The following is a 13568-nucleotide window of genomic DNA, read 5'->3' on the forward strand; positions in this document are numbered from 1 at the left end:
GAGGTAGTCTGTTTGAGTTAATTGGAACAGTACAATCTAATCTTTCGCATCATACTTCCAACGAATGTCCGGAGGCCACGGAGGAAGGATTATTTCTCACCTGGCTATCCAGCCGGGCTTGCAAAGTATCCCGGTCCTCAATGATCGCATCGGGCACGGCATCCTCCATGTCGTCTTCCATGTTGCGTAGCGGCTTAAAGTTAAAGCCGGCAATCGCCCAGCCCATGACAAGGACGCCGACGCAAATGATTAACAGCCCAATCCCCCGGCCCTGACCTGCGCCAATAATCGGCCCCAACACGCCGGCGAGCGCACCTCCGGGGTTCATCGCCGTGTTGAACACAGAGTCGGCCAACGTACCGGCAAGCAGGTAACCTATCGGCATGCTGGACATCGCGATCATCTGGTTCGTCGCCAGCACCCGGCCCTGAAGCTCCAGTCCCACTTTGGTCTGAATCAGTGACTGCCAGTGCGTGTTTACGAGCGTCACGGAGAACCAGATTCCGAACACTCCTACGGCGGTGAGGATGACATTGGGACGAAGTCCGGCAAGGATCATGAAGAGCCCCTCCAGAATAACGAAGCCGACCATCCCCGTCGCCATTCGTTTGGTTCCGCCCCAAATACTCATTAATAACCCGCCGGTCATCGCACCGATGGCACCCAGCGTAGTCACCGCTGCAAGATCCGGCGCCGAGCCGAAGGACAATACCAGCGGCTGGATCAGCACGGTAGCCAGGCCGAACAAAATGTTACCTATTAAGAAAAAGGCGATCATGTACATCATGCCCGGCCGTTTGACAATAAACTTCCATCCCATCAGCACTTCTTTCACGAACGTCTCTTCTCTTTTACGGAACAGGGTGTTCGGAAATCTTACGATAGCAAGCGTTGCAATTGCCACCACGAAACTCAGAAAATCTAGAATAAAAATGTTGGCCATTCCGATGGTAGAGTACAATGCGACACCGACCAGCGGGGCTATCATTTCGCTGCTTGAGCTGGCCAGCTGCACGATACCGTTCGCATGTCCCAGATACTGCTTCGGAATAATCTGCGCGATCGAAGCAACAAAGGCGGGACGGTGGAATGACCGGGCCACGGAACCGACTGCGGAGGTCACGTAGATATGCCAGATTTCAAGCGATCCGGTAGCCATTAGCACCGCCATTACTGCGATAGGGACCGCCATCATAATATCGCTAAACAGCATTACCAGCCGCCGGTCGTAACGGTCAACGATCGCGCCCGCAATCGGCAGAACCAGAATGCCAGGAATGAGCGAAGCGGAGGAAATGGCGGCAAAATCCCCCACGGCTCCGGTCTGGGCGAATACCCATACACCTAGCGCAATACCTGTGAGTCCGGATCCAAGAACCGAAAACAACTGCCCGAAAATAACCAGGAAAAACATATTCAGATTCGGGACTGCCGGTTTCTTTTTGGCAACCGTGCGCTCCGCACCTTCCGCTCTCTGGGGCGAATTTGTCCCTGGAGCCGGTTCGTCCTTCTCAAGGACGATATCATGAATCCAGCGGGTCACTTGATCCGCCTGATACTTAATAAAATAATGTCCGGATTTCGGAATCACGATCAGATCCACCCGGTCGCTGAAATACTCCCATTCTTTGTACCGTTCCTCATACAACTCGGTGGCCCGGTCCTTTTCACCGATGACGCAGGTGACGGGACAACTGAGCTTCGGCCACCCTTTCTCCGCATATGCTCCCGTATAATAGTCTTCGCTCTCCCGGGCGTCATGCCGCAGACAGCGGATCATGAAATCCCGCTCCTCAAGGTCCTCCACCTCCGTAAACCCGCCGAGCGCCTTGAGAAAGGCGTGATACGACTTATTGGACATGCTGCGGTCGGACGGGAACAACTTGGAATACCAGTCAAAGAACCGGCCGGGAATGCGGGCAATCGGGAAGGTTCCGCCCAGAAATACCCGCAGCAGCGGGTACTGCTCCTCATCAAGCTGTCTTGCGATTTCCATCGTCAGGGCGCCGCCCACACAGTGCCCGTACAGCACAACAGGACCTTTCACCGCATGTTTAATCTCCTCGATGCACTGGCGTGCCACTTCCCGGATAGACAGCAGCGGCTCATCCTTGCGGCTGTAATCGTGACCGGGCAAATCCAGCGCATACAGTTCAATGTTCTCCGGCATTTGCACGGCCAGCGGCTGATACGTAATGGCGCTGCCTCCCGCATAAGGAACGCACACCAGCGAGAAATCGGTCCGGTTCCCCGGGCGATGCTGCGTCAGCTTGTGCAGCAAGTGACGGTCCGAAGGCTTTCCGGCGTCGATATATTCGGCCAAGGTCCGGACGGTCGGATGCTTGAAGAAATCCATGATACCGATCCAGTCGCCCAGCCGTCTTACCGCCTTCAGAGCCTTGAACGATTCGCCGCCCAGTTCGAAAAAGCCGTCGTCTATGCCGAACGTCTCCAGGCCGAGAATGTCCTTCCATACTTCATACACGGCTTTTTCCGTGGCCGTCCGCGGGGCTTCGCCCCCGTTCCCTGCGCCCGCCAAGTTTGGAAGCTCCATGGCGTCCAGTTGAGAAACGTCTACTTTACCGTTCGGGTTCAAAGGAAGGGTGTCCAGTTCCACGATCAGAGCAGGAATCATATACTCCGGCAACTTATCCTTGAGCAGCCGTTTGAGCTCGGCAAGCGGCTGCTCAACCTCCGAGTCTCGCCTGTAAACCAGATAGGCGACGATCTTTTTCTCTCCGGCGACGGTCTCCTTAAGCCGGACGGCGGCATCGGTGACAAAAGCAAATGAAGTCAGTACCGCTTCGATTTCCCCCAGCTCGATCCGGTAACCGCGAATTTTAATCTGGCGGTCCATCCGGCCTACGATTTCCACGGCGCCATCACGCAAATAGCGCACCCGGTCGCCTGTCCGGTACAAAGTACCTCCCCCATCATCCGCAACGAACGGATTCGGCAGGAAACGTTCCTTCGTCAGCTCCGGCCTGCCGTAATATCCCCGAGCAACACCGGGGCCGCCGATATACAGCTCCCCGGGCACTCCAACCGGCACCGGCCGGAGCCTGCCATCGAGGATATAGCGGCGCACATTGCCGAATGGATAGCCGATCGGCACATGGGCAGACCGGTGTTCCGGTACCTCGTCCGGAATCCGGTAGGCGAAGGCCGACACAGTCGTTTCTGTCGGACCATAGTGATTTTCCAATCTTACATCCGGACGTAACGCTTTGATGGTTCTCACGGTTTCCCAGCTTAAAGCTTCACCCGCTAAAATCAGGATTTTCCGCGGAATGACCTTTTCGGGATTCATGGCCTCAAGCAGCACCTCGAAATGACTCGGTACCACTTTCATCACATCGATCGCATGGTTCACGAAGTAGCCCGCCACCCCGTCGGGGTCGCAGGACAGCTCGTAAGACAGCACATGCAGTGTGCCGCCGGTACATAAAGCGCCGAACACATTACTCATTCCGAGATCCGCCGCGAAGGTCGAAGCCATGGCGAAGCTAAGCGGCTCCGTTAAATCCAGACGGTCGATGAACCCCTGGATGTAGTTGTGGAACTGCGCCAGCTCTACTGCGACCCCTTTCGGAGCCCCGGTCGTTCCGGAGGTGAACACCATATACATCAGATTGGATGCATGCGTTGCCAACACCGGATTATCGTCACCGAAAGATTGCAACATGCTGTTCGAGCCCGGATCGTCCCTTACATAGACAGTGATATCGGGTCCCGGCAGTTCCAGGTCCGTGGCTACTTTGCTCTGTGTCAGAAGCATCCCCATGCCGGACTGAACCACCATGGAAGCCAGCCGGTCCTTTGGATACGAAGGATCCAATGGCACAAAGGCGCCTCCCGCTTTCAGCACGGCGAGCATAGCGATGACGAAATCTGCGGAGCGCTCCATGTAAATACCTACCGTCACTTCAGGCCCGATCCCCTGATTGCGGAGGTAATGGGCCAGGCGGTTGGCGCGCGAATTCATTTCCCCGTACGTACAGGAAATCCCCTCAAACACCAGGGCCGGATGACTCTCCCTGGCGGCTGCCTGCGCCTCGATTTGCGAAACGACATGAAAGCCATCTACATAGTCAGCCGTATCTCCAGCCCATTCTTCAAGCAATTGAAGACGCTCGCCACCGGTAAGCAGCTGCATATCTGCAAGTACCTGATCCGGAGATGCGCAGACACTGTCAAGCAAATGAACATAGTGGTCAAGCATTCTTTGCACGGTCGATTCCAGGAACAGGTCCACACTGTATTCCACCTGCAAATTATGTGCATTAGCCGAAAAAGTGAGGTCGAACTTCGAACTGTTCGTAGGCACCGAACTGCTGAACCGGAGCGGAAACTCCTCCGCCTCCTCCCAACCCACATGCATGTTCTGCAGGACAAACATCACCTGGAACAAGGGGCTGCGGCTTAAATCCCTATCGATCGTCAACAATTCGATCAGCTTGTCCAACGGGAAATCCTGATGCTCCTGCGCCTCAAGCGCGAGCTGCTTAACCTGCCGTACCGTTTCGCGGAAGGTGGAAGACTCGTCAAGCCGAATTCGAATCGGCAGCGTGTTTACGAAAAAGCCGATGTTCGGCTCGATTTGCTCCATACTGCGATTCGCCGTCGGGGAACCGATGATCAGATCTGTTTGCCCGGTATAACCGTACAGAAGCACAGCGTATGCGGCGAGCAACATCATGTAAGGCGTGACATCTTCGTCCCTGCACCATGCCTGCAGCCGGGAATGGAACCCCTCCGGGAGCGGTTTGATGATATGAGCGCCACGGGAAGACTTCACCGGCGGGCGCGGCAGATCGGTCGGAAGCTCCAGCACCGGAAGTTCTCCCTGGAATTGGCGGAGCCAGTATTCCTTATGGTAATCCAGCTCCGGACCCTCCATGAATTTCCGTTGCCAGACTGCATAATCGGCGTACTGTATAGCCAAAGGCGGTTTCTCCATAGCCGGAGCCAGACTCCGGCCTAACGCCATGTAAGCCTCTTGGATTTCGCTCATGATAATGCCGAGCGACCAGCCGTCGCATGCGATATGATGAATATTCAGCAATAAGTAATGATCCTGCTCGCCCAACTTGAATATATAAGCCCGGATGGGCAGCTCACTCTCCAGTTGAAACGGGATAGCGGACTTCTGTCTAACCATCGCTTCCAACTCAGCACTTCGTTCTTCCCCATCGAGATGATAAACCGGCAAGTCCAACGGTGTGAAGGGCTGAACCACCTGAACCGTCTCTTCTCCCGAGGCCTTATAAGTCGTACGCAAAATTTCATGACGCTCAATAAGCTGGTTTACGGCTTGCTTCAGCCGGTGAATATCGAGTTCCACCGGGATATTGAACAAGCAAGGAATGTTGTATGCCGGGCTGTCCGGCTCCCACTGATACATGAACCAGAGTCGTTCTTGGGAATAAGAAAGCGGAAATTCATGAAAAAACCGGGGTCCAACCCGGGGCAACGGTTCGATAACCGGTCTGGTTCTCACCTGTCCCGTTCCCTTGGCTTTGATCTTATCCAGCAATTGCTTCCGCTTGTCCGGCGGCAGCATGCCGATCCGTTCCATCAATTCGCTCAAAGGCTCACCTTCTTTCCTGTAGCATCGCGATCAGACGTTCACGTTTCTCGGACGTGAGAGTTTGAACCCGCTCCAGCACATCGTGCTTACGGCGGTCTTGTCCCTGATTCACGGCCGAGAACGATGTGGTTCCGCCTAAGCCTTGCTCTTCCGCCTTATTGATGATTTTTTGGAAGTAAGCTTCGAACGGCTCAATACCTAAAGCGGCATGAAACCGGGTGGCATGTTCATAAGAAGCGGCGGATAGCGCCTCATAGTGATCTCGGTCCGTAGTCAAACGGTCCAGAGCTTCCGACCAAGGACCGAGTTCCTGCTCCGGAATGACGGGAATCGGTACGCTGTCCGCAAGCACCTCTTCCTTGACATACTGCCGTATCGGTCTGACCGGCAAAATGTAATCCAATTGCTGCTTCGCTTCCGGCAATCCGCCGACATGACTGGCGAGGACGGGGATACCGCGCAGCATCGCCTCGACGACGACCTGCCCGAACGACTCCCCCCACAGCGAAGGCATCAGAAACACCTTGGTCTGTTTGTAAATATCGTTAATATTATCAGCCGGCTTCAAAATCGTAATGTTAGGAAGGGATCTCATTTCCTCCAGCTCGTCTTCCTTCGTCGCCCAGGTCGGAACCGCCGCAAATTGGAGATGAGGCATCAGCCGCGCCAATCCGATAAAGATCGAAAACCCTTTAATCGCCGAGGGATTGATAACGGTTATATACTTGCTGTCGAAACTCGCCAAGAAAGGGAATGGTCCCGGACCGTACGAAGGAAAATAAATGACCTCGGAATCGACGCCGGCGTAGTCCGCAAAATATTCCTTTAAATAACGGCTAACTGAAATTACGCCGTCCAATCTCTTGTACAGGCCGATTTTCGGCAGGTCCTCCTGAAAGCACTCCGGCCCGAATGGCAGCGTGGCTTGGCTATGCGATAGATAAATCGTGCGCGTACCGGTTTCCAGTACCGTTTCCAGCAGCAGATGGGTATTGTCCTCCGATACGACCGTGACGTCCGGAGAAAATTGTTCGATCATACTCCGGATGAACGGGAACACCTTGAATTTTTCTTTTATCGTGTAAGAGATGACGCCATTTTTAAAAATGACCAGCTTCTCACCGGGATGATTCTCAAGTACTTCAATTGCGCCGGAACGCAGCTGTGCTGCCAAAAGCTCTTCGAATCCGTTGATGGACACCGCGGGAGAAATCACGCGGCATTCATGCCCCTTCGCTGCAAGTCCTTCCATCAGGATACGGTTGGCTTTATGCGCCCCGCCGTACGGATAAAGGTACTCCATCGACTGAACCAGAAGTATTTTCATGATCTCCCTCCTAGGCCTGATTTTCCAGCTCGGCAAGCAACAGCTCTAACTCGGCAGGATCAAGCTGTTCCAACTGATATTGCTCCAGCGTTGCAGCCATTTGCTCAATAGTCGGCTGGGTCCCGAAAATAATATGCAGCGGAACATCTCCTCCGATAAGCGAGCGGATGCGAGATACGATTTGCGTAGCCATTAACGACTGTCCGCCAAGTTCGAAAAAGTTGTCGTGTACGCCAACCTTATCGAGCTTCAACACTTCGCTCCAGATCGCGGCAAGCTCTTTCTCCAGGTAACTGTTTGGAGCGACGTAAGGAACACCGAGATCCGGCCGGGCATCTTCCATGGACGGAAGATGATGTCGATCGATTTTGCCGCTGGTCAACAGAGGGAATTGCTCCAAAAACAAATAGCGGGTAGGAATCATGTAACTCGGGAACTTCGACAGCAGGTAACTACGAAGCTCGCTGATATTCGGCTTGACGCCGTTTGCCGCTTTCAAATAAGCGCCCACGTAATTTTTGTCGGCGTTATAAACTACCACCGCCTCTTCGATCCCGCCATATTCCCTCAAACTATGCTCCAATTCCCCAAGCTCGACTCGAATCCCCGACACCTTCACCTGATGATCGGCTCGTCCTACCCATTCCAATGCTCCATCCGGCCTTCTCACGCACAGATCGCCCGTACGATACAACCGGTCGCTGTAACCGTCTACAAAAGGGTTATCCAGAAACGCCTTGTCCGTCAGCTCCTGTGCATTCAAATATCCGCGAGCCAGACCGAGGCTGGAAATGTACAATTCCCCGGTTTCGCCGGATTCCACCGGCTCCATACGGGCGTTCAGCAGATAGACCGCACTGCCGGCCAGCGCCTCCCCGAGGGAAACCGAAATATCGTCGGTCTTGCAATGATGAATCGTGGCGCAAACCGTCGTCTCTGTAGGCCCGTAGGCATTAAGAAAACGGACTCTCGGCGCCCAGTACTGAATCAGCTTCCTCGTGCAGGCCTCGCCTGCGGTAATCAAAGTTTTAAGATGGGGTAGTTCTTCCTGCGGCAGACCGTTCAACAGAGACGGCACCAAGGTAACCACGGAAATCCGCTGCTCATTCAAGATCCGGTGCAGGTCATCCCCTGCATAAGTCCCTTCCTCCGGCAGAAGCACGAGCGTGGCTCCGGCGATCAGCGTCGTAAAGATCTCGGAGACGGAAGCGTCAAAAGAAAGAGAGGCATATTGCAGCACTCTGTCCTGGTTGTCCAGATGAAACTGCTCGATTTGCGCAAGCACAAGGTTAGGGATGCCGCGATGCTCAATCTGGACCCCTTTCGGTCGTCCGGTCGAACCGGAGGTATAAATGACGTAAGCCAAATCGGAAGGAGCGCTATTTACTCCAAGATTTTCTCCGGACAGCTTGCAAAATTCATCGTATTCTTGATCCAACAGCACCACGTCAGGCGTAATGCTTGCCACAGTTTGCCGAACCGCATTTATTTTTGATTCCAAGCTAGTAGTTGAAAGGATAGTCTCGATGTCCGCTTCGGCTACCATATGAGCAATCCGTTCTTCCGGAAGGGCCGTGTTGATCGGTACATAGGCGGCCCCGGACTTCATTACGGCAAGGATTGAAACAATCAGATCGGGCGAACGCTCCAAAAAAATTCCGATCAAATGCTCCGGTCCTGCGCCCTTCTCTTTCAAATAGCGGGCAAGCCGGTTCGCTCTTTCGTTGACTTCCCTGTAACTTAACCGAGTTTCGCCGAGTTCCAGACAGCAATGATCTGGATACCGGCTTACAACGTCTTCAAACATCTTGTAAATCGCGGAAAAATGTTGGTCCATGCTTGTCCCCCTTTGGATTTTCTGTCGATCTTTCCGGCTCTTATTCTTTCAGGCTTTCCTACGCAGACTTACCGGTATAAGCACTTGTGCAAACGTTAGCACCAATGACAATATCTTAACAATTCAAGTTAAAGTTCAGTTAAAGTCCAGCCAAGAAAATACATAAAATTTAATTCGGTTTCAAAGGATGAAGAGATGATTACCTCATTGTGCGGCTTTCCCGTTAAATTTGTATCCGGCTCCCCTGACGGTGTGAATATAGAACGGGTCACTGGGATTTAATTCGATCTTTTGCCGCAGATTGTAGATATGCACCATGACCGTTCGGAGATCGCCAAGCTTGTTGTCGCTCCAAATCAAGTCATACAAGGATTCGATGTGAAAAATACGATTGGGGTGTTTGGCGAGGAGCACGAGAAGTTGAAATTCTTTGGCGGATAACAGGGTTTCCTGGCCGTGAGAAGTGACCGACTGAGCCGACAGGTCGATTTCTAAGCCCGGAAAATGCAGCAAATGCCGCTGATTGACCGGAAAAGTGCCCTTATATCTACGAATCAGCGCCTGGACCTGTGCAAGCAGCAGTTCAAGGTTCAGCGGTGTTCGAATGTAATCGTCTCCGCCTGCGCTTAACCCGGAGATGGTCAATGCCTCATCGGAACCAGTGCAAAGCAGAAGAATCGGGCTGTCGCTGAACCGCCGGATTTCAGTGCATAAATCAATGCCCACCTTAGCGGAGATCGTCATATCGACCATGATCAAGGTTGGCGCGTGGGCACGAACCAGAGTGACGACGGCCGACTGGTCCGCCGGGCTGCAGAAGACATCGAACCCGTGCTCAGACAGAAATCGAAACAGGAAGTGGCATAAACTATTATTGTCACAGACAACAATCATTTTTTCACGACTCAATCTCCGTATCCCTCCTAATGACTTTGTGCAAGCGTTATCACCTATTTATATCATTTACAAAACCATGCTCCTCGTCAACGATGAATTGGGACTTTATGTAATAATGGTTCTAAAGTTCTACTTTTTCTTAAAAATAATTTAAGTAAACCCATTTAATTCCTGTATTGTGAACGGTATTCACTTATCAGCGTACAATCCATACCGTGTAAACAGTGATAAAAGCATAGTAATTCATTGTAAACTAGAGAAAGTGTGTATTATCTCCAACCTAATCGCCCACAATCATCCCGTATGGCTTTTTTAGGCAGATTTTTCGAGTGCAAACGTTTTAACAAAATGTTAATCTCAGGTATGATGAAGACATTATCAAGTATGTGATAGGGGGAATAAAAATCCATGACTAAGCAACATCCCAAGCTTTTACGTCAATCCGTAAAATGGATTGGAAGCGCTGCCTTAACGGCTGTTCTCCTAGCGGGCTGCGCCTCAGGATCCGGCAATAATGCTTCTGACGCCGCTAAGAACAACGGGGCGAACGCGAACACTTCAAATGCTGCGAATCAGCAGAATGCCGGAAATACCGGTAAAACTTCTCTCAAACCAGTCGCTATAGACACACAGCCATCGACGGTTTATTACGAGGTGTTTGTCCGTTCTTTTTATGATTCCGACGGAGACGGAATCGGTGATTTCAAGGGATTGACGGAAAAGCTCGATTACCTGAACGACGGGAATCCCGACACGGACGAGGATCTGGGAATCGGCGGAATCTGGCTGATGCCGATTAACCCTTCGCCGAGTTATCACGGATATGACGTATCCGATTACCGGGATATTAACCCGGATTATGGCACCCTGGAGGATTTCAAAACCTTTTTGGACGAAGCCCACAAGCGGGGAATTAAGGTCATTATGGATCTTGTCGTCAATCATTCCAGCATAGAGCATCCCTGGTTCCTCGATGCGGCCAAGAATAAGGACAGTAAATACCGCGATTGGTACATTTGGGCTGAGGACCAAAACTTAAAGACTGGCGGAACGAGCGCGGCCGGTAGCGGAAATCCTTGGCATTCGGCGGGCGGCAGCCATTACAAGGGCATCTTCTGGGAAGGTATGCCTGATCTCAACTTCGACAATCCGGAGGTCCGCCAAGAAATGAAAGATACCGGTCTTTTCTGGCTGGAACAAGGCGTCGACGGCTTCCGACTGGATGCGGCAAAGCATATTTACGAGGATCTCCTGACCGACAAAGGGCAGGAAACGACCGATAAAAACGTGAAATGGTGGCAGGAATTCCGCGAGAGTCTTGTGGAAAAATATCCGGATACTTATCTCGTCGGAGAAATCTGGGATCCGTCTCCTGCTTTGATTGCAAATTATCTGGATAATGCGCTTGAATCCGGTTTTAACTTTGGTCTGTCTGAAACGATCATCAATGCAGCCAAAAAAGAAAAGAACAACAATATCGGATTCACCCTGGAAAGAACCTACAGCATGTACAGTGAAAAATCAGGCGGACAGTTCGTGGATGCCACATTCCTGACTAATCACGATATTAATCGGGTCATGACGCAACTCGAGGGAAATACCGACCATGCCAAAATGGCAGCCGGATTGCTGCTGACTCTGCCAGGCAACCCGTTCCTTTATTATGGCGAAGAAATCGGCATGCTCGGCGCCAAACCGGACGAAAGCATCCGCGAGCCGATGCAGTGGTATGCAGGGGGTAAAGGAGAAGGGCAAACCACCTGGGAGCCTGTAAACTTCAATACCGGCGAGAAAGGCTCCAGCGTTGAAGAGCAGCTCTCTGATCCGGACTCCCTCCAGTCCCATTACCGTAAACTGATCGCCATCAGAAACAGCGTGCCTGCGTTGCAAGACGGTACGATCAGAGATATGGATTCCGGTAATGACTCTGTCACCGCTTTTCTCCGTCTAAACGAGCAGCAGACCGTGCTGGTAGCGCATAATCTTACGGGGACCGAGCAAAGTATCGATCTGTCTAAAGCCGGAGATGACTACAGCTTTAAGTCCATTCTGAAGGCAACCCGTGAAGGGGCAACCTTGAACGGCAGCAAGTTGACGATTCCGGGGTACACGACCTTGGTTATCGAATAATAAAAAATGCGGCCTGCAGTTGCCATATCCCATTTCGGGTTCTAGCAACTGCAGGCCGCTTTTGTTTCTCTCGATAAACTATTCGCTTAATAAGTAAACTCGTGCTTCATAGGGTTTTAGTGTAAGCTCCGAAATAGTTTTCTTCCGGTCCACTTCAACATTACTGAGAAGCAATTCCGAAGAAGCGTAGTTGACGCCCTGAGGAAGCTCAATCTCAGCCTCTTCCGCAAAAAGATTGCATATTACCAGCAGCTTCTCCCGTCCGAGCGTCCGGGTATACGCATATACGCGAGCATGCTCAGGCAGGATCAAGTCATACGTTCCATATACTGCAACCGGATGTGCTTTCCGCAAAGCGATCAGTTTTTTGTAATACTGATAGATTGAGCCCGGGTCTTCCATCGCCTTTTGCGCGTTAATCTCCCTGTAATTCGGGTTCACACCGAACCATGGCTTCCCTGTGGTGAAGCCCGCGTTATCCGAATCATCCCACTGCATCGGCGTCCGGGAATTGTCGCGTCCGTTCTTCCAGATCACCGGCATGATTTCCTCATGACTCTTTCCATTCGCCTTCTCGATGTTATACCAGTTCCTCATCGATACATCGTTATAATCTTCAATCGTAGGAAATTGTACGTTGGTCATTCCGATTTCCTGGCCCTGATAAATAAACGGCGTTCCTTGCATCAGAAAATACATCGTCGCCAACGCTTTGGCCGACGTATCCCAATACTCCCCGTCATTCCCCCAAGTGGACACCGAGCGGGGCTGGTCGTGGTTCTCCAGGAACAGCGCGTTCCAGCCTTTGCCTTCCAGACCTTTCTGCCATCCCGACAGGATTTCTTTCAGCTTCAGCAGATCGAGCCCGTTGTCCAGGCTCTTCTGCCACAAGCCTAAATGCTCGAACTGAAAGATCATATCGAATTTTCCGTCTTGTTCGCCTACCCATAGATCCGCCTCGGATACACTGACCCCGCTGGCTTCGCCAACGGTCATAATGTCATACTTGTCGAACGTTTCCCGTTTGAGTTCTGACAAAAGCTCATGGATGCCTTCGCGATTCATATGTCCAGCTTCTGACGGCAAATACCTCAGGTTGTTCGGATTCGGCATATCCGGGAATCCCGCCGTCTTCTTAATGTGAGAGATGGCATCCACCCGGAAGCCGTCGATCCCCTTGTCAAGCCACCAGTTGACCATGTCGTAAATCTCGCTTCGCATCTGCGGATTCTCCCAGTTCAGATCCGGCTGTCTCCGCGAAAAAACGTGCATAAAATATTGCCCGGTCTCCTCGTCGTACTCCCAAATCGAGCCGCCAAACAAGCTGGCCCAGTTGTTCGGCTCCATCCCGTCCTTGGGATCGGCCCAGATATAATAATCCCGTTTCGGATTGTCCAACGAGGATCTGGACTCGACGAACCAAGGGTGCTCATCCGAGGTGTGGTTAATCACCAGGTCCATGATCAGCTTCATACCCCGCTCATGCACTTTCCGCAGAAGTTCGTCAAAATCCTCCATCGTCCCGAACTCGGCCATAATATCCCGGTAATCCGAAACATCGTATCCGTTGTCATCGTTCGGCGATTTGTAAATCGGACATATCCAGATAACGTCAATCCCCAATTCCTCCAGATAATCCAACTTGGATATCACACCCTGTAAATCACCGATGCCGTCCCCGTTGCTGTCCATAAAGCTTCGCGGATAAATCTGATAGGCCACAGCCTCTTTCCACCATACGTTGTTCATTTTGAAACTCCATTTCTATAATTATGTCGAATCCAGAT

6 protein-coding genes are annotated in these 13568 nt (G+C 52.0%); 1 reads left to right on the plus strand and 5 read right to left on the minus strand.

All coding sequences use genetic code 11. The features are described from left to right. Positions 1–49 precede the first annotated feature (49 nt). The 4 genes from NYE70_RS24330 to NYE70_RS24345 form a co-directional block, all read right to left on the minus strand. Positions 50–5590 carry an amino acid adenylation domain-containing protein gene (locus NYE70_RS24330; protein ID WP_341048666.1) on the minus strand — a complete coding sequence of 1847 codons (5541 nt, stop codon included), beginning with the start codon at positions 5588–5590 and terminating at the stop codon, positions 50–52. Between the two features lie 4 nt (positions 5591–5594). Beyond that, positions 5595–6917, minus strand: coding sequence for a glycosyltransferase family 4 protein (locus NYE70_RS24335; protein ID WP_341048667.1), 1323 nt, complete (start codon positions 6915–6917; stop codon positions 5595–5597). Positions 6918–6927: 10 nt separating this feature from the next. Beyond that, positions 6928–8754: a non-ribosomal peptide synthetase gene (locus NYE70_RS24340; RefSeq protein ID WP_341048669.1), complete on the minus strand. Its 1827-nt coding sequence runs from the start codon at positions 8752–8754 to the stop codon at positions 6928–6930. A 204-nt stretch (positions 8755–8958) separates the two neighbouring features. After that, entirely contained in the window at positions 8959–9663 is a 705-nt protein-coding gene (locus tag NYE70_RS24345) for a response regulator transcription factor (RefSeq protein ID WP_290407591.1), read from the minus strand. Between the two features lie 396 nt (positions 9664–10059). Here NYE70_RS24345 and NYE70_RS24350 point away from each other — a divergent pair, with 396 nt between their 5' ends. Continuing rightward, positions 10060–11781: an alpha-amylase family glycosyl hydrolase gene (locus tag NYE70_RS24350; RefSeq protein WP_290407592.1), complete on the plus strand. Its 1722-nt coding sequence runs from the start codon at positions 10060–10062 to the stop codon at positions 11779–11781. Positions 11782–11859: 78 nt separating this feature from the next. On the opposite strand, the gene NYE70_RS24355 is transcribed toward NYE70_RS24350, so the two are convergent. After that, positions 11860–13530, minus strand: coding sequence for a glycoside hydrolase family 13 protein (locus NYE70_RS24355; protein ID WP_341048672.1), 1671 nt, complete (start codon positions 13528–13530; stop codon positions 11860–11862). Between the last annotated feature and the right edge of the window lie 38 nt (positions 13531–13568).

The organism is Paenibacillus sp. FSL R5-0407, assembly GCF_038009185.1.
Taxonomy (GTDB): Bacteria; Bacillota; Bacilli; order Paenibacillales; family Paenibacillaceae; genus Fontibacillus; species Fontibacillus vini.